A 16992-nucleotide genomic window follows, 5' to 3' on the forward strand; every position below is an offset into this window, starting at 1 on the left:
CGTCCTTTAGCAGGAATCGGCATAAAAGAATGAGGATTTATTAGTTCTTGGAATAAGAAGCATCGCCTAGACTGGCTCGACCCCGGGCGCCATGCCCTTCCGATGCCCCGCTTGCCGAGGAGAAACACTCGCATGAACTTCCAGCAGTTGCGCTTCGTGCGCGAGGCGGTGCGCCGCAATTTGAACCTGACCGAGGTGGCCAACGCGCTTTACACCTCGCAATCGGGCGTATCGAAGCAGATCAAGGATCTCGAGGACGAACTCGGCATCGACATCTTCGTGCGCCGCGGCAAGCGGCTCACGGGCCTGACCGAGCCCGGCAAGGCCGTGCATCAGTTGATCGAGCGGATGCTGCTCGATGCCGAGAACATGAGGCGCGTCGCCCGGCAATACGCCGACGAAGACACGGGCCATCTCGTCGTCGCGACGACGCACACGCAGGCGCGCTACGCGCTGCCGAAAGTCGTGCGCGAGTTCACGCGCGCCTTTCCTAAAGTGCAGCTGGCGCTGCGCCAAGGCAATCCGCAGCAAATCGCGCAAATGCTTCTCGAAGGGGAGGCGGATATCGCGATCTCCACCGAGGCGCTCGACCGCTTCTCCGACATCGTCACGTTTCCTTGCTATTCGTGGCATCACATCGTCGTCGTACTGCGCCATCATCCGCTGGCCGGCCGCGCGCAGGTCACGCTCGAGGACGTCGCCGAATATCCGATCGTCACCTACGACCGCGATTTCACGGGCCGCTCGCATATCGACGCGTCGTTCGCGAAGATCGGGGCGCTGCCGGACGTCGTGTTGACCGCGATCGACGCCGATGTCATCAAGACCTACGTCGAACTCGGGATGGGCGTCGGCATCGTCGCCGCGATGGCCTACGACCCGAAGCGCGACGCGGAGCTCGTCGCGCTCGATACGCAGCATCTGTTCGAAGGCAGCACGACGCGCGTGGGTTTGCGCAAGGGCGCGTTCATGCGCGCGTACGCGTACCGGTTCATCGAAATGTTCGCGCCGCAGCTGTCCGAGGCCGGCATGGCGGGGCAGCTGCGCGAAGCGGCATAACGGGCGAGTGGTACGATGCAAGGGCGGGAGAGCGCGGTGCGAGCCGAGGTAGGTGAAAGCCGCCCGTTCGGCCCGGCAAGCGGCGCGGTTAGAATGGCGCCCATGACTACGACCCGATCCTCCTCCTCCCCCGCGGCGCTGCCGCGCATCGCCGTGCTCGCCACCGGCGGCACGATCGCCGGCTCGGCCGCCGATGCTTCGCAGACGTCCGGCTATCAGGCCGGCGTCGTCGGGGTCGACCGGCTGCTGGCCGCGGTGCCGGCCTTGTCGAACGTGGCCCGCGTCGAAGCCGAACAAGTGGCGAGCATCGACAGCAAGGATCTCGACGTCGCGCTGTGGACGACGCTTGCCGAGCGCATCGCCGCGTTCGCGGCCCGCGACGACATCGACGGCATCGTCGTCACGCACGGCACGGACACGCTCGAGGAAACGGCCTACGCGCTGCACCTGACGGTGAAGACGTCCAAGCCCGTCGTGATGACGGCGGCGATGCGCCCGTCGTCGGCGCTGTCGGCCGACGGGCCGCTCAATCTGCTGGGCGCCGTGACCGTCGCCGGTTCGCCGGCCGCGCGAGGGCAGGGCGTGCTCGTCGCGTTCAACAATCGAATCCATAGCGCGCGCGACGTCGTGAAGACGAGCACTTATGCGGTCGACGCGTTCCATTCGCCCGAGATCGGCGCGCTCGGCTGGGTGCAGGACGGCCGAGTCGAGTTTCAGCGGGAGGTCGTGCGGCCCCATACGGCGGCGACGCCGTTCACGAGCGCCGCGGCTTGGCCGCTCGTCGACGTCGTCGCGAGCTACGCGGGCGCGTCACGCACCGCCGTCGACGCGTTCGTTGCCGCCGGCGTTCGCGGCATCGTCGCGGCCGGCACGGGCAACGGCTCGATTCACGCGTCGGTGCAGGCCGCGCTCGCCGAAGCCCGCGCGCGCGGCGTCGCGGTCGTGCGTGCGTCGCGCGTCGGTTCGGGGCACGTCATGCGCAACGGCGCGGCGCCCGACGATGCGCTCGGCTTCGTCACCGCGGGCTCGCTCAATCCTTACAAGGCGCGTGTGCTGCTGATGCTCGCGTTGGCGGCGGGCGTGCATGAGCCGGCTGCTTTGCAGCAGGTTTTCGATACGTATTGACGGTATTGAAGTAAGGGGAAGGGAACCGGAAGGATAGGGGATGCGCGGCTTGCTAAAGCGCCAGCTCCGGTGCCTACGATGCGCGCGAGACGGCACGTCCCTCGCTGCGATTGAGCGTGTAAAAATCCGACAGGCGGACACCCGACGACGACGTCTGACCGACCAAGGCTTCCCCGTCGCCGCCGGGTGCCGCTGCGGACCCCACTGCCGCTCTCAGCCCGAAAGCGGCTTTTTTGCCTGCCAAACGCGTGCTCGGTGTCGACTTCGTGCTTGCCGCGCATCTTGCGATACACGGACTTGCCCCCTCCGTCTTGCCTTGCACGCGCAGGCGAGGCGCCCCACGTGCCGGCCGTCCGATCGTTGTTGCGTCGGACGGCCGTGTCCTGCTAGATACAGAGCGACGGCGCTGCGCCGTCGTTCTGTCGGCTCTATCTATTAGTCTTTCTTCGGTTCGGCGATCTCGAACCCGGCCATGATTTCGAGTGCGCGTATCATCGCCGAGTGATCCCAGCTGCCGCCGTCGTGCGCCGCGCAGACGCTGAACAGCTGCTGCGCGCTTGCCGTGTGCGGCAGCGCGATGCCGAGCTTGCGTGCGCCGTCGAGGGCGAGGTTCAAGTCCTTGCGGTGCAGATCGATGCGGAAGCCCGGGGCGAACGTGCGTGCCGTCATGCGCTTGCCGTGCACTTCGAGAATCCGCGACGATGCGAAGCCGCCCATCAGCGCTTGGCGCACGCGTTCCGGATCGGCGCCCGAGCGCGCGGCGAACAGCAGCGCCTCGCTCACTGCCTCGATGTTCAGCGCGACGATGATCTGGTTCGCGACTTTGCACGTCTGGCCGGCACCGTTATCGCCGACGAGCGTGATGTTCTTGCCCATCAGGTCGAACAGCGGCTTCGCGCGCTCGAACGCTTTCTCGGGGCCGCCGACCATGATCGAGAGCGTCGCTTCGCGGGCGCCGACTTCGCCGCCCGAGACCGGCGCGTCGAGATAGTCGCAGCCGAGCGCGTTGATGCGCTTGGCGAAATCCTGCGTGTCGAGCGGGGAGATCGAGCTCATGTCGATCACGAGCTTGCCGGCGGAGAGGCCCTTGGCCACGCCGTCGTCGGCGAACAGGACGTTGGCGACGTCGGGCGTGTCCGGCACCATCACGACGACGATCTCCGACTCGCGCGCGACGGCCGTCGAATCGGCTACCACGAGCGTGGTTTTACGCAGGTCGTCCGGCACCGGATAGGCGCCCGTGACGACGACCTCGTGGCCGCCCTTCAGAAGGTTGCGCGCCATGTGCGCGCCCATGATGCCGAGGCCGATGAAACCGATCTTTGCCATGTCGATGTAGTCCGTTTAGTTTGTCGTGTCAGGGTGAAGCCGAAGCGGCGCCCGCCCGGTCGGGCGTGAAGCGCCGCCCCGCGGCCGGGCGTCAGCGTGCGCTGCGCGCTCCGGCGATTTCGCGCACCCACGAGAGCCCTTCGAGCGTCGTCGTGCGCGGCTTGTACTCGCAGCCGACGTAGCCGCTGTAGCCGAGCCGATCGAGCCAGTCGAACAGGAACGCATAGTTGATTTCGCCCGTCCCGGGTTCGTTGCGGCCCGGGTTGTCGGCGAGCTGAATGTGCGCGATGCGCGGCAAGTGCTTTTGGAGCGTCGCGGCCAGCTCGCCCTCCATCCTCTGCATGTGGTAGATGTCGTACTGCAGATAGAGGTTGTCCGACGCAACGTCGCGAATCACGTCGAGCCCTTCGCTCGAACGATTGAGCGCGAAGCCCGGAATGTCGTACGAGTTGCAAGGCTCGACGAGCAGCTTGATGCCTTCCTTTTGGAGTGCCGCGGCGGCGAAGCGCAGATTCTCGACGATGGTCGAGCGGGCGCGTTCGGGCGTGACGTCCTTGGTGGGGATACCGACGAGGCAGTTCAGTTGCGGCACGCGCAGCGCCTTCGCGTATTCGATCGCGCGGCCGACGCCGTCGCGGAATTCGGCCACGCGATCGGGCAGGCAGGCGATGCCGCGTTCGCCGGCTTCCCAATTGCCGGCCGGCAAGTTGTGCAGGACGAGACGCAGCTTGTTCGTCTCGAGCCGCTCGGCCAGTTCGGCGGCGGCGAAAGGATAGGGGAACAGGAATTCGACGGCGTTGAACCCTGCGCGTGCCGCCGCCTCGAAACGGTCGAGGAACGGCACTTCGTTGAACAGCATGGTCAGGTTGGCTGCGAATTTCGGCATGTTGCTATGGCTCTTCGGTCGGTCAAGATACCGACGAGCGCCGCTTGCGCGGCGTTCGTCGGGTCGTTCGATGTTTCTCGTCAGCAGCACGTCTTGTCGTGCGTCCGGTCAATCGAGCAGCGAGATCGCGGTCGGCGCGTCGTTGCGCGATTCGGCCTGCGGTTCGAACTCGTTGATGGCGTTGATGTCGTTGCCCATCGCGATGTTCGTCACGCGCTCGAGGATGACCTCGACCACGACCGGCACGCTGAACTCGGCGGCCAGCGCCTGCGCCTTTTGCAGGGCCGGTGCGATCTCGCCCGGTTCGAACACGCGCAGCGCCTTGCAGCCGAGGCCCTCGGCCACGGCCACGTGGTCGACGCCATAGCCGTTCAGTTCCGGCGCGTTCACGTTATCGAACGCGAGCTGCACGCAGTAATCCATCTCGAACGCGCGCTGCGCCTGGCGGATCAACCCGAGGTACGAGTTGTTGACGACGACGTGCACGTACGGCAGCTTGAATTGCGCGCCGGCGGCCAGCTCTTCGATCATGAACTGGAAGTCGTAGTCGCCGGACAGCGCGACGATCGGGCGGGTCGGATCCGCGGCACGCACGCCGAGCGCGGCGGGAATCGTCCAGCCGAGCGGGCCGGCTTGCCCGCAGTTGATCCAGTTGCGCGCCTTGTAGACATGCAGGAACTGCGCGGCGGCGATCTGCGACAACCCGATCGTGCTGACGTAGCAGGTATCGCGGCCGAACACCTTGTTCATTTCTTCATAGACACGCTGCGGCTTGATCGGCACTTCCTCGAAGTGCGTCTTGCGATGCATCGTGCGCTTGCGTGCCTGGCAGGACTCGACCCAAGCCGCGCGGTCCTTGAGCTTGCCGGCCGCCTTCCATTCGCGCGCCACTTCGACGAACAGTTCGAGCGCGGCCTTCGCATCGGACACGATCCCGAGATCGGGGCCGAACACGCGGCCGATTTGGGTCGGCTCGATGTCGACGTGCACGAACTTGCGGCCCTTCGTGTAGACCTCGACGCTGCCCGTGTGGCGATTGGCCCAACGGTTGCCGATGCCGAGCACGAAGTCCGATTCGAGCATCGTCGCGTTGCCGTAGCGGTGCGACGTTTGCAGGCCGACCATGCCGGCCATCAGCGGGTGATCGTCGGGGATCGCGCCCCACGACATCAGCGTCGGGATGACGGGCACGCCCACGGTCTCGGCGAATTCGACGAGCAGCGCCTCGGCGTTCGCGTTCAGCACGCCGCCGCCCGAAACGATCAGCGGACGCTCGGAAGCATTGAGCAATTCCAGCGCGGCTTCGATCTGCTTGCGCGTCGCCTTCGGCTTGTAGACGGGCAGCGGCTCGTACGTGTCGATGTCGAATTCGATTTCGGCCACTTGCACGTCGATCGGCAGGTCGACCAGCACGGGACCCGGACGGCCCGAACGCATCAGGTGGAACGCCTGCTGGAACACGCGCGGCACCAGCGCGGGCTCGCGCACGGTGACGGCCCATTTCGTGACCGGCTTGGCGATCGACTCGATGTCGACCGCTTGGAAGTCTTCCTTATAGAGCCGAGCGCGGGGTGCTTGACCCGTGATGGCGAGAATAGGAATCGAGTCAGCCTGAGCCGAGTAAAGTCCGGTAATCATGTCGGTACCGGCGGGGCCCGACGTGCCGATGCACACGCCGATGTTGCCGGGAGCCGCGCGCGTATAGCCTTCGGCCATGTGCGAGGCGCCTTCGACGTGGCGCGCCAGTACGTGGCTGATGCCGCCGGCGCGCTGCATGGCCGAGTAGAACGGGTTGATGGCGGCGCCGGGCACGCCGAAAGCGGTGTCGATGCCTTCTTTTTCCAGCACGAGCACGGCTGCGTCAACGGCTCTCATCTTAGGCATGGTGTCTCCTTCTCCTGTTTCCAATGCACAAATAGCGGGTTAGTTGCACTGTAGGACGACTGGAAAGGTTTGATAAGATCGCTCTCAGTTCGGTTTTTCGATACAAAAAGTATGGAATGCGGATGTCGGGAGCGGGCCCGGCCGCCCGGGGCCGGCAGGCGGGCGAGGGAACAGGTTGAGACCGAGCCGCGCGAAGCCTCGCGCGGGCGGGGGCTAGCGGCGGAAGGACTCGAAGATGGACCGTTTCAAGCAGATCGAAACATTCGTGCGTGTGGCCGAGGCAGGCAGCTTGGCCTCCGCGGCACTGGAGGAAGGGGTGTCCCCCGTCATCCTCGGGCGGCGCATCGATGCGCTCGAAAAGCGCCTCGGCGTGAAGCTGATGTATCGCTCGACGCGGCGGCTCGTCGTGAGCGAAGCGGGGGCGGCGTTCCTCGAACGCTGCAAAGGGCTGCTTTCCGATTGGGACCAGGCCGAAGACGAATTGGCCGCCGGGCGGCGGGCCGTCAGCGGCCACCTGATCGTTTCCGCGCCGGCCGCCTTCGGGCGCAAGCATGTCGCACCGCTCGCGCCCCCTTTTCTGGTCGACAAGCCCGGTTTGCAGATGTCGTTCAATTTGACCGACCGCGTCGTCGACCTCGTGCGCGAAGGCTACGATCTGTCGATCCGGATCGGTGGGGCGGTGGACCCGAACTTCGTCGCCGTGAAGCTGGCGACGAACCGGCGCGTCGTCTGCGGCACGCCGGCCTATTTCGCGCGGCACGGCCGCCCGGGCTCGCTCGAGGATTTGCTGGCCCACAATTGCCTGGCGTTCAATCTGCAAGGCGGGCAGAACCGCGGCTGGTACTTTCAGCGCGGCGGTAAGCGCGTCACCATGCGCGTGACCGGCTCGCTCGACTGCAACGACGGCGAACTGCTGCACCGCTGGGCGGCGGAAGGGCTCGGCCTCGGCTGGCGCTCGACCTGGGAAATCGCCGACCAGCTCGCGCGCGGCGAATTGGAGACGGTGCTTGACGAATTCGCGCTCCCGGAGTACGACATCCTCGCCGTCTACCCGCAGCAGCGCTACGTGCCGGCCAAGGTGCGGTACTTCATCGACTACCTGAAGGAGGTCTACGCCCGGCCGGGATATTGGGGCGGCGAGCCGCCCGGGGGCGACTAGGTCCAGGCGGCCAATTGCGCCCCGATGGCCGTTGGGTTATACTCTGCGGCTTCTCACTTGCCACACCGGTTGGTGCGAGTTCCGAGACGGGTCGATGCAAATCGAAAGCGAATCGGGAATCGTCCATCGACGCCCGGGTGGCTTCAATCCACAAGGAGTGTGTATGCGTCATTACGAAATCGTCTTCGTCGTACACCCCGATCAAAGCGAGCAAGTGCCCGCGATGATCGAACGGTACAAATCCACGATTACCGCGCGCGGCGGCAACATCCACCGCATCGAAGACTGGGGCCGTCGCCAACTGGCCTACATGATCGAGAAACTCGCGAAGGCTCACTACGTCTGCATGAACATCGAATGCGACCAAGCTACGCTCGAAGAGCTCGAGCACGCATTCAAGTTCAACGACGCCGTGCTGCGCCACCTGATCGTCAAGATGAAGAAGGCCGAAACGGGCCCTTCGCCGATGATGAAGGAAGTGCAGCGCGAAGAAGCCAAGAAGGCAGCTGCCTCGTCGCAGCCGTCCGAAGCGCAGGCTTAACGGTATTCACGGTTTAAGCCACCTAGGTTCCATCGCTTTTTCGCCGCTCTCGTGAACAGGCTGCAACTCATGGCCAGCGTCGTCGAGCGCGAGCCGCTGCGCTATACGCCGGCGGGCGTGCCGATCGCAAGCTGTACGCTGCAGCACCGCGGGGAAGTCGTCGAAGCCGGCATCGTCCGGCAAGTCGATCTGACGATGCCCGCGCTGGCCGCGGGTGCCGCGAGCGGGAAGCTCGAAACGTGTGAGATGGGCGTCGAAACGCTCTTCACCGGTTTCCTGGCGAAAAAAAGCCGCAACGCGAGAACCTTGGTGTTTCACATCACAGAATTGCAGGACATTGGAAAGGACTGAACATGCCCCGCCCGACTGGTAAGAAATTCGACAAGCGCCGCCAGCAACAAAACCCGCTGTTCAAGCGCAAGAAGTTTTGCCGCTTCACGGCTGCCAGCGTCGAGTACATCGACTACAAAGACATCGAAACGCTGAAGGACTTCATCGGCGAAAACGGCAAGATCACGCCGGCTCGTCTGACGGGTACGAAGGCCCACTATCAACGTCAGCTCGACACGGCGATCAAGCGTGCGCGTTTCCTCGCGCTGCTGCCGTACACCGACCTGCACAAGGCCTAATCAGACGGCGCGATAAGGAGAATCCGAATGCAAATCATTCTTTTGGAAAAAGTCGTCAACGTCGGCAATCTCGGCGATGTCGTCAAGGTCAAGGACGGCTACGCCCGTAACTTCCTGATCCCGCAAAAGCTGGCACGCCGTGCAACGAAGGAAGCGATCGCCGAATTCGAAGTGCGCCGCGCCGATCTGGAAAAGGCTGCCGCCGAGAAGCTGACCGCCGCGCAAGCGCAAGGCGAGAAGATGGCCGGTCTGACGGTTCAGATCGCGCAGAAGGCCGGCGTCGACGGCCGTCTGTTCGGTTCGGTCACGAACGCGGACATCGCCGAAACGCTGACGAAGCAAGGCTTCGCGGTGGAAAAGGCGCAAGTGCGTCTGCCGCAAGGCCCGCTGAAGATGGTGGGCGACCACCCCGTGCACGTGTCGCTGCACACGGACGTCCTCGTCGACGTCACGGTGTCGGTGCTCGGCGAGCACGCGTAAGTATCGCGAGCGGGTGCCGGCCGAATCGGGGTCGTCCCGGTTCGGCGCACAGATTGAAGAAGAGGGCAGGAGCCGGAGCGCCGGTTCCTGCCTTTTTTGTTTTGGCCTCGTTTTCGCCGCTGGCGTGCGCTGAGCCATTTCGCGATAATGCCTCCCCATGAACGCACCGTCCGATCCGCAACTCGAGTCGCTGAAAGTCCCGCCGCATTCGATCGAGGCCGAGCAATCGGTGCTCGGCGGTTTGCTGCTCGATAACGCCGCCTGGGACCGCATCGCCGATTTTCTGGCGCAGAGTGACTTCTACCGTTACGACCACCGCCTTATCTACGAACACATCGGCCGGCTGATCGCGTCGACGCGCCCGGCCGACGTCGTGACCGTGTATGAAGCGTTGACGACGTCGGGCAAGGCGGAGGAGGTCGGGGGGCTGGCCTATCTGAACGCGCTCGCGCAAAACACGCCGAGCGCCGCGAATATCCGGCGCTATGCGGAGATCGTGCGCGACCGCGCGGTGCTGCGCAGGCTCGTCTCGGTTGCCGACGAGATTTCGGCCGATGCCTTCAACCCGCAGGGCAAGGAGGTGCGGCAGCTGCTCGACGAGGCAGAATCGAAGGTGTTTTCGATCGCCGAAGACGGTGCGCGCGGCACGCAGGGCTTCCTCGAGATCGGGCCGCTCTTGACGCAGGTGGTCGAGCGTATCGACACGCTTTACCACACGGCCAATCCGAGCGATGTCACGGGCACGCCGACGGGCTTCGTCGACCTCGACCGCATGACCTCGGGCATGCATGGGGGTGAACTCATCATCGTGGCCGGACGCCCGTCGATGGGTAAGGCGCAGCCGCTCGACGCCCGCGTGAAAACGCTGTCCGGCTGGAAGCGGATGGGCGATCTCGAATTGGGCGATGCGCTCGCGTCGGTGGACGGCGTGCCGTCGATGGTCACCGGCATCTATCCGCAGGGTGAGCGGCAGGTTTACCGGGTTCGGTTCTCCGATGGTCGCTCCGCCGAGTGTTGCGACGAGCACCTGTGGCGCGTCCACTATCGCGGCTGGGCGCAGCCGCGCGTCGTCGACACGGCCGAGTTGCGCACGCTGCTGACGCGCAAGCGGTACCAGAATCGCTTGTGGATCGATCTGCCCAGTGGCGATTTCGGTCACGAAGAAGCGTTGCCCGTCGATCCGTGGGTGCTGGGTGCGCTGTTGGGCGATGGTGCGATCGGCGGCACGTCCGTTCGCTTTAGCGTCAAGGCTGACGAGACGCTTGAACGGATGCGCGCGCGCGTCGGCGACGACATGCGGCTCGAGTACGCGGGACAGTACGATTGGCGGATCAAGCGCTGCCCAGCCGGCGCGGATACCGTTCGTCCGAACGTCAACCCGATCAAGCAGGCTCTGGAGCGGTTGGAGCTCTGGGGCTGCGCGAGCTACGACAAGTTCATCCCTCGGGCTTATCTCGACGCCGCCAGGCCGGCGCGGCTCGATCTGTTGCGGGGCCTGCTGGATACCGACGGCTGGGTTGAGTCGTGGGGCGCGGTCCGATATTCGACGGCCAGCGAACGTCTCGCGCGGGACGTCTGCGAGCTCGTCCGGTCGCTCGGCGGCTGGTGCACGGTTTCGGCAAAGAACACGTCGTTTACCCGTGAGGGTGTCTGCAAGGAAGGCGCAATCGCGTATCAATGCACGATCAGTCATCCCGATCCGCAAAGCCTTTTCCTGTTCGAAGGTAAGCGGGAGCGGCTCGAGCGCGGGCGCACGCGGCGCAAGATGCCGGTCGTCGTCTCGATCGAGCCGACGCGGCTTGCGCAAACGCAATGCATCTCCGTGTCCCACCCGCTGCGGCTCTACGTGACGGACGACTACGTCGTCACGCACAACACGGCTTTTTCCATGAACATCGGCGAATACGTCGCCGTGGAGTACGGGTTGCCTGTCGCCGTGTTCTCGATGGAAATGCCGGGCACGCAGCTTGTCATGCGGATGCTGGGCTCGGTCGGCCGCCTCGATCAGCACCGGATGCGGACGGGCCGCCTGAGCGACGAAGATTGGCCCAAGCTCACGCACGCCGTGCAGAAGATGAGCGAGGCGCAGCTGTTCATCGACGAGACGGGTGGCCTCAATCCGATGGAGTTGCGCTCGCGCGCACGACGCCTGGCGCGCCAATGCGGCAAGCTCGGCCTGATCATCGTCGACTACTTGCAGCTGATGTCGGGTTCGTCGTCCGGAGAAAACCGCGCCACGGAAATCTCGGAAATCTCGCGATCGCTCAAGAGCCTCGCCAAGGAACTCGATGTACCCGTCATCGCGCTCTCCCAGTTGAACCGCGGCCTCGAGCAGCGGCCGAACAAGCGGCCCGTGATGTCGGACTTGCGCGAGTCGGGCGCTATCGAACAGGACGCGGACGTCATCCTCTTCATTTACCGCGACGAAGTGTACAACCCCGACAGCCCCGACAAAGGCACGGCGGAAATCATCATCGGCAAGCAGCGTAACGGTCCGATCGGCCCAGTTCGGCTGACGTTCATGGGTCAATACACGAAGTTCGACAACTTTGCCGGGCCGCAAACCTTCCACGGCGGGGAGTAAAGCGCCGGCTGTGACGCGCGGCACGCCTGTTGCGTTCTTGTTCTCGGGCGCAACCGGGCGTTGGGCTAGATCGCCCGAGCCGGTACAATGTTGCAGTTTTATGTCAGCCCCATGAAACCCGCCGCGCGCGGGTTCTTTTCGGTTTGGCCGTGCCTGCGGCCGCCGCGTTGGGGCACCCAATATGACCACCTATCGGGATCGCAATGTTCGGTCGTTTCATGCCCACCGAGGGCAAGTTCTTTGAAATCTTCAACGAGCACGCGAAGTGCATCGTCTCCGCGAGCGAAGAGCTCGAGCGCCTCGTCGACAACCTCAGCGATGCCGAAGTGCATAAGCAACGCGTACAGGCCAACGAAAAGGCGGCGGACAAGCTGACGCACGAAACGATCGACCTGCTGCACAAGACGTTCATCACGCCGCTCGACCGCGACGAAATCCACAAGCTCATCACGACGATGGACGACATCCTCGATTTGATGGAGGACGTCGCCACGGCCGTCTCCTTGTACGACGTCCAATCGATGACGTCGGAAGCGAGCCAGCTCGCGCATATCTGCACCCAGACGGCCAAGCACGTGCAACGGGCCGTGAACATGCTGTCGGACATGAGCCAGGCGCGCCAGATCTTGTCAGCGTGCGAGGACATCGACCGGCTCGAATCGGAAGCCGATCGCGTGCTGCGCGCCGCGATGTCGAAGCTGTTCCGCGAAGAAGACGATGTGAAGACGCTGATCAAGCTGAAGGCCGTCTACGAGTTGCTCGAATCGATCACGGACAAGTGCGAGGATGTCGCGAACATCATCGAAGGCATCGTGCTGGAAAACGCGTAACGCGGGCGGACCAAACTGATGCATTCGATTCAGATCGCCACTTGGGGGCTCGTGACGCTAGTTGTCGTCGCGCTCGCCTTCGACTTCATGAATGGTTTTCACGACGCGGCGAACTCGATCGCGACCGTCGTCTCGACCGGCGTGCTCAAGCCGCAGCAAGCCGTCGCCTTCGCGGCGGCGTGCAACGTCATCGCTTATTTCATTTTCCACCTGCGCGTCGCGATGACCGTCGGCAAAGGCACGATCGACCCGCAGATCGTCGATCACTACGTGATCTTCGGTGCGCTGGCCGGAGCGATCGTCTGGAACATCCTCACTTGGCGTTTCGGCATTCCCGCGAGTTCGTCGCATGCGCTGATCGGCGGGCTGGTCGGCGCGGCGCTGGCCAAGTCGGGCTGGTGGGCGTTGAACCTCGACGGCATCCTCAAGACCGTCGCGTTCATCTTCATCTCTCCGTTGCTTGGCTTCGTGCTCGGCTCGTTCTTTATGCTGGCCGTCTCATGGATCTACTTTCGAACGCCGCCAAGCAAGGTCGACCGGCGTTTCCGGCGCTTACAGTTCCTTTCCGCCGGTTTGTATAGCCTCGGTCATGGCGGGAACGACGCGCAAAAGACAATCGGCATTATTTGGATGCTGCTGATCGCTACCGGTTACGCGTCGGCGACGGCCGCCTCGCCGCCGCTCTGGGTCGTCGGTGCGTGCTATCTGTCGATGGGGCTCGGCACGCTGTTCGGCGGGTGGCGCATCGTGCGCACGATGGGGCAAAGGATCACGAAGCTCAAGCCCGTTGGCGGCTTCTGCGCGGAAGCGGGCGGCGCGATCACCCTGTTCACCGCGTCGGCTTTGGGTGTGCCCGTCTCGACGACGCACACGATCACCGGCGCGATCGTCGGCGTGGGCGCGACGCAGAAGTTGTCGGCCGTGCGCTGGGGCGTCGCCGGCAATATCGTTTGGGCGTGGATATTGACGATCCCGGCCTCGGCGCTGCTTTCGGCGGTCGCCTGGTGGCTCGCGCATCGGTTTTTGTAAGCGCGACGACGGCGATAAAGCGTCGATCGGTTCGTCGAAAGCGATGCCGGGCTTTGTCGCCTACCGTCGCGCTTCGTTTCCGGGTTGCGTCTTCGGCCAGGACAAAGGCTGAGGCACGCGCTTGAAATGCTGTTCGATGCGGTTCGGTCAACCGCCGTTGTTGGCGAAGCGCGCGATGGGATCGTCGGTGGTCGAAGCCGGCGCGCTTTGAGGGCTCGACGCCGTCGAAGCACGGGTGACTGGTACGTTCGATTCGGTCGAAGCAGGCTGCACCGTCGAAGCGCCGGCTTGCCGAGCCTGCTGGGCTGCTTGCCCCGCAGCCGGCGGTGGCGGCTCGAAGGCGTCGGCGGCCGCATCGATGGGGTCCTCGCTGCGCGCCGCGGCACTCGTCGGCACCTGGGGCGCCGGGCTGGCCGCCGGCATTGCCGAAACGACCGGCGCGGGTGATGCGGCTGCCGGGGCCGGCGCTGTCGCCACCGCCGCCGCGTCCGTTCGCACCGGCGGCTCAGCCGGCGTTTCGGGCACCTCGGGTGCTCGGGTCCCCGCGACTTCGGTTGGCGCATCGAACGGCGAGGGCGCCTTGAGCGGCGCCGCAACGCGGCGAATCCCGTCGAAGTGCCTTGCCCAATACGGGTTCGTCAGATAGTCGAGCCGGACGGTTCCGCCTGTAGACGGCGCATTGACGAAACGCAGCTTGCCGACGTAAATGCCGACGTGCGAATGGGGCCGGCCCGTCGTATTGAAGAAAATGAGATCGCCGGGCGCGATCTCGTCGGGCTCGATCGATTCGCCCCGATGGCTGATATCGGCCGTCGTTCGCGGCAGATCGACGTCGGCCGCGCGCGCGACGACATATCTCACCAGGCCGCTGCAATCGAACCCGCTTTCGGGCGTATTGCCGCCCCAGCGGTAGGGAATGCCGATGAGGCTCATGGCCTCGATCGAGATTTCCTCGCGGCCGATGCTGTGATCGACGAATCGCGGCAAGCCGGGCGGCATCGTGCGCAGCGTGTTTTCCCCGTACGAGCCACCGCTCGAGCGCGCGCTTCTGGGCGGCGCGCTCGAGCACGCAGCCAACGACAGCACGACGAGAATGACGAGCCACAATCGCATGGAATGGCGAACCGGGCGCGCGCGGCGTCCGGTCCCGAGAGGTCTATCGAATGGCGAGCCCTCGCACGGGGGCGCTCGCTCACGCTGTTGCGGCCGATAGTAGACCTGCCGGCGGGCCTTCGGCAAGAATTCTTCATCAATTACTTGAAGTTGTGCGCGCAAGCGTTGCCTCGCCGATACGCCGACACGTTCTGCGGAATCGACGTTCATGCTCGAGCCCCAAAAGAAAAAACGCCCGGCGAGCCGGGCGTTGAACGTCGAACGAAGTGTGCCGGGGCGGCGAGGCCGCGCCGGCGGCCGTTCAGAGGATGTCGGACGCGTAGTCTGCGAGCCGGGAGCGTTCGCCGCGTGCGAGCGTGACGTGGCCGCTATGCGCCCAGCCCTTGAAGCGATCGACGACGTAGGTGAGGCCGGAGCTGCCTTCGGTCAGATACGGCGTGTCGATCTGCGCGATGTTGCCGAGGCAGACGATCTTCGTGCCCGGGCCGGCGCGCGTCACGAGCGTCTTCATTTGCTTGGGCGTCAAGTTCTGCGCTTCGTCGATGATGAGGTACTTGTCGACGAAGGTGCGCCCGCGCATGAAATTCATGCTCTTGACCTTCAAGCGCGAGCGAATCAGCTCCTGCGTGGCCGCGCGGCCCCATTCGCCGGCGCTGTCGTCGGTCCGCTGCAGCACTTCGAGGTTGTCGTCGAAGGCGCCCATCCAGGGCTGCATCTTCTCTTCCTCGGTCCCCGGCAAAAAGCCGATGTCTTCGCCGACGGGCACCGTCGCCCGCGTGACGATGATCTCGTTGTATCGCTTTTCGTCGAGCACCTGCGCGAGGCCGGCAGCCAGGGCAACCAGCGTCTTGCCGGTGCCGGCTTGGCCCAGCAGCGTCACGAAGTCGATCTCGGGATTCATGAGCAGGTTCAGCGCGAAATTCTGCTCGCGGTTTCGCGCCGTGATGCCCCAGACATTGTTCTTGTTATGGCTGTAGTCGCGCAGCGTCTGCAGAACGGCCGTCTTGCCGTTGAGCTCGCGCACGATGGCTTGGAACGGCGGCTCGCCGGTTTGCGGCTCGAGATAGACGAACTCGTTGACGAGCAGCGACGGACACAGGGGCCCCGTCACGCGGTAGTAGGTCGTGCCGGTCTTGTTGTCCTGCCAGCTTTCCATGCCCTTCGCGTGCTTCGTCCAGAAGTCCTGGGGCAGGGCACGCACGCCCGAGAACAGCAGATCCGAGTCCTCGAGGACTTGGTCGTTGAAGTAGTCCTCGGCCGGCAAGCCGAGCGCATGGGCCTTGATCCGCATGTTGATGTCTTTCGACACCAGCACGACTTGGCGGTCCTGACGATCGCGCTGCAGCGCGCGGACGACACCGAGAATCTGATTGTCGGCTTTGCCCTGCGGCAATCCTTCTACCGGCTCGATGTCGGCGAGCTTCGTCTGGAAGTACAGACGCCCGAGCGCCTCGCGGCTGCCGAGCCCGGACAGCGGCAGTCCTTCCGCGATCGGGCCGGCGTTCGCCACGAGCGAATCGAGCGTGCGGCTGACTTGCCGCGCGTTGCGCGCGACTTCGGACATGCCTTTCTTGTGATTGTCGAGTTCCTCGAGCGTCATCATCGGCAGATAGACGTCGTGTTCCTCGAAGCGGAAAAGGCAGGTCGGATCGTGCATGAGCACGTTGGTGTCGAGCACGAACAGCTTGCGCAACTCGGTTTCGACGACGGCGGCCTTGCCGGTGCGGGCCTTGGCGGCACCGCGCGCGGCGGGCGCCTCGGCCGGCTGCGTTGCCGCGGCGGGGGCTTCCTTGCGTGCTTGTACAGGGACAGGGACAGGGGCAGGGGCGGGTTGCAACAGGGCGGCAGTCTGCTTCGATTTACGGGCGCGAGCCGAGGGAGCGGGCTCGGCGGCGGCCGGCGACGACGGCAACGGGCGCAGGGTCGCGCCCGCATTGGCGGCCGTGCCCATCGGGGCGGCTACATGGGCGGTCGAGCCATACTCGGCCGCCTCGGTTTGCTCCCCCATCGTCCCCTGTTTTTTGGCGCCTCGCGCCGGTCTGGCTTTGGCCTTGAATTCGTCGGGCGGCAACAGGCTGCCGAGCTTGCTGGGCGGGGTAGGCAAAGGCATGGTTTCCCTCAAAGAATCGAGTCGCATCTCATGCGCTGCCGAACGCTACACCCTCCTTCACGGGGCGAGCCTTCAAGTAGCGCGTTTCAGGTTTCGGTTCGCCGGTTCGCCTAGTTTTCGATCAGCTCCTTCGCGGAAAGTCGGCGAACGCCAATATTGCCGCCGCCGAAAAACAAAAAAGCCGCCGCTCCTGTTGCGATGGAGCAAGCGGCTCGGTTTCGAGCATCGCGCGGC

15 protein-coding genes are annotated in these 16992 nt (G+C 64.7%); 10 read left to right on the forward strand and 5 right to left on the reverse strand.

Annotated elements, in window-relative coordinates:
* Nucleotides 1–132 precede the first annotated feature (132 nt).
* Nucleotides 133–1059, forward strand: a complete 927-nt coding sequence (locus tag DWV00_RS29125; protein ID WP_115537085.1) for a CysB family HTH-type transcriptional regulator — start codon at nucleotides 133–135, stop codon at nucleotides 1057–1059.
* Nucleotides 1060–1152: 93 nt separating this feature from the next.
* The gene (locus DWV00_RS29130) at nucleotides 1153–2184 is read left to right on the forward strand and encodes an asparaginase (protein WP_115537086.1); all 1032 of its coding nucleotides are present in this window, start codon (nucleotides 1153–1155) and stop codon (nucleotides 2182–2184) included.
* 435 nt (nucleotides 2185–2619) lie between these two features.
* Here DWV00_RS29130 and DWV00_RS29140 read toward each other — a convergent pair whose 3' ends face one another.
* The 3 genes from DWV00_RS29140 to gcl all read right to left on the reverse strand — a co-directional run bounded on the left by DWV00_RS29140 (nucleotide 2620) and on the right by gcl (nucleotide 6283).
* Nucleotides 2620–3513, reverse strand: a complete 894-nt coding sequence (locus DWV00_RS29140; RefSeq protein ID WP_115537088.1) for a 2-hydroxy-3-oxopropionate reductase — start codon at nucleotides 3511–3513, stop codon at nucleotides 2620–2622.
* Nucleotides 3514–3604: 91 nt separating this feature from the next.
* Nucleotides 3605–4399, reverse strand: coding sequence for a hydroxypyruvate isomerase (hyi, locus tag DWV00_RS29145; RefSeq protein WP_115537089.1), 795 nt, complete (start codon nucleotides 4397–4399; stop codon nucleotides 3605–3607).
* A 108-nt stretch (nucleotides 4400–4507) separates the two neighbouring features.
* A complete protein-coding gene (gcl, locus tag DWV00_RS29150) occupies nucleotides 4508–6283 on the reverse strand; it encodes a glyoxylate carboligase (RefSeq protein ID WP_115537090.1) in 1776 nt (591 codons plus the stop codon).
* 235 nt (nucleotides 6284–6518) lie between these two features.
* Here gcl and DWV00_RS29155 point away from each other — a divergent pair, with 235 nt between their 5' ends.
* The 8 genes from DWV00_RS29155 to DWV00_RS29190 all read left to right on the forward strand — a co-directional run bounded on the left by DWV00_RS29155 (nucleotide 6519) and on the right by DWV00_RS29190 (nucleotide 13535).
* Nucleotides 6519–7442, forward strand: coding sequence for a LysR family transcriptional regulator (locus tag DWV00_RS29155; protein WP_115537091.1), 924 nt, complete (start codon nucleotides 6519–6521; stop codon nucleotides 7440–7442).
* A gap of 163 nt (nucleotides 7443–7605) precedes the next feature.
* Nucleotides 7606–7983, forward strand: coding sequence for a 30S ribosomal protein S6 (gene rpsF / locus DWV00_RS29160; RefSeq protein WP_102646935.1), 378 nt, complete (start codon nucleotides 7606–7608; stop codon nucleotides 7981–7983).
* A 51-nt stretch (nucleotides 7984–8034) separates the two neighbouring features.
* On the forward strand, nucleotides 8035–8334 hold the full coding sequence (gene priB, locus DWV00_RS29165) for a primosomal replication protein N (RefSeq protein ID WP_115537092.1): 300 nt from the start codon (nucleotides 8035–8037) through the stop codon (nucleotides 8332–8334).
* A gap of 2 nt (nucleotides 8335–8336) precedes the next feature.
* The gene (gene rpsR / locus DWV00_RS29170) at nucleotides 8337–8612 is read left to right on the forward strand and encodes a 30S ribosomal protein S18 (protein ID WP_115537093.1); all 276 of its coding nucleotides are present in this window, start codon (nucleotides 8337–8339) and stop codon (nucleotides 8610–8612) included.
* A 27-nt stretch (nucleotides 8613–8639) separates the two neighbouring features.
* On the forward strand, nucleotides 8640–9092 hold the full coding sequence (rplI, locus tag DWV00_RS29175; protein ID WP_115537094.1) for a 50S ribosomal protein L9: 453 nt from the start codon (nucleotides 8640–8642) through the stop codon (nucleotides 9090–9092).
* 157 nt (nucleotides 9093–9249) lie between these two features.
* A complete protein-coding gene (gene dnaB, locus DWV00_RS29180) occupies nucleotides 9250–11676 on the forward strand; it encodes a replicative DNA helicase (RefSeq protein ID WP_115537095.1) in 2427 nt (808 codons plus the stop codon).
* A gap of 203 nt (nucleotides 11677–11879) precedes the next feature.
* Nucleotides 11880–12506, forward strand: coding sequence for a DUF47 domain-containing protein (locus DWV00_RS29185; protein ID WP_115537096.1), 627 nt, complete (start codon nucleotides 11880–11882; stop codon nucleotides 12504–12506).
* A gap of 18 nt (nucleotides 12507–12524) precedes the next feature.
* Nucleotides 12525–13535 (forward strand): inorganic phosphate transporter, encoded by a 1011-nt coding sequence (locus DWV00_RS29190; RefSeq protein ID WP_115537097.1) that lies wholly within the window; start codon nucleotides 12525–12527, stop codon nucleotides 13533–13535.
* Between the two features lie 147 nt (nucleotides 13536–13682).
* Here the strand turns inward: DWV00_RS29190 and DWV00_RS29195 are convergent, their stop codons facing one another.
* On the reverse strand, nucleotides 13683–14648 hold the full coding sequence (locus DWV00_RS29195) for a C40 family peptidase (RefSeq protein ID WP_115537098.1): 966 nt from the start codon (nucleotides 14646–14648) through the stop codon (nucleotides 13683–13685).
* A gap of 301 nt (nucleotides 14649–14949) precedes the next feature.
* Nucleotides 14950–16758 carry a PhoH family protein gene (locus DWV00_RS29200; RefSeq protein ID WP_115537099.1) on the reverse strand — a complete coding sequence of 603 codons (1809 nt, stop codon included), beginning with the start codon at nucleotides 16756–16758 and terminating at the stop codon, nucleotides 14950–14952.
* Nucleotides 16759–16992: the final 234 nt, after the last annotated feature.

Source organism: Trinickia dinghuensis (assembly GCF_003367175.1).
Lineage (GTDB): Bacteria > Pseudomonadota > Gammaproteobacteria > Burkholderiales > Burkholderiaceae > Trinickia > Trinickia dinghuensis.

Excerpts from the sequence above, each read along its gene's own strand:
- rplI (WP_115537094.1), top strand. The coding sequence starts at position 8,640 with ATGCAAATCATTCTTTTGGAAAAAGTCGTCAACGTCGGCAATCTCGGC.
- gcl (WP_115537090.1), bottom strand. The coding sequence starts at position 6,283 with ATGCCTAAGATGAGAGCCGTTGACGCAGCCGTGCTCGTGCTGGAAAAA.
- dnaB (WP_115537095.1), top strand. The coding sequence starts at position 9,250 with ATGAACGCACCGTCCGATCCGCAACTCGAGTCGCTGAAAGTCCCGCCG.
- DWV00_RS29155 (WP_115537091.1), top strand. The coding sequence starts at position 6,519 with ATGGACCGTTTCAAGCAGATCGAAACATTCGTGCGTGTGGCCGAGGCA.
- DWV00_RS29200 (WP_115537099.1), bottom strand. The coding sequence starts at position 16,758 with ATGCCTTTGCCTACCCCGCCCAGCAAGCTCGGCAGCCTGTTGCCGCCC.
- DWV00_RS29185 (WP_115537096.1), top strand. The coding sequence starts at position 11,880 with ATGTTCGGTCGTTTCATGCCCACCGAGGGCAAGTTCTTTGAAATCTTC.
- hyi (WP_115537089.1), bottom strand. The coding sequence starts at position 4,399 with ATGCCGAAATTCGCAGCCAACCTGACCATGCTGTTCAACGAAGTGCCG.
- DWV00_RS29125 (WP_115537085.1), top strand. The coding sequence starts at position 133 with ATGAACTTCCAGCAGTTGCGCTTCGTGCGCGAGGCGGTGCGCCGCAAT.
- DWV00_RS29190 (WP_115537097.1), top strand. The coding sequence starts at position 12,525 with ATGCATTCGATTCAGATCGCCACTTGGGGGCTCGTGACGCTAGTTGTC.
- DWV00_RS29195 (WP_115537098.1), bottom strand. The coding sequence starts at position 14,648 with ATGCGATTGTGGCTCGTCATTCTCGTCGTGCTGTCGTTGGCTGCGTGC.
- DWV00_RS29130 (WP_115537086.1), top strand. The coding sequence starts at position 1,153 with ATGGCGCCCATGACTACGACCCGATCCTCCTCCTCCCCCGCGGCGCTG.
- rpsR (WP_115537093.1), top strand. The coding sequence starts at position 8,337 with ATGCCCCGCCCGACTGGTAAGAAATTCGACAAGCGCCGCCAGCAACAA.
- rpsF (WP_102646935.1), top strand. The coding sequence starts at position 7,606 with ATGCGTCATTACGAAATCGTCTTCGTCGTACACCCCGATCAAAGCGAG.
- DWV00_RS29140 (WP_115537088.1), bottom strand. The coding sequence starts at position 3,513 with ATGGCAAAGATCGGTTTCATCGGCCTCGGCATCATGGGCGCGCACATG.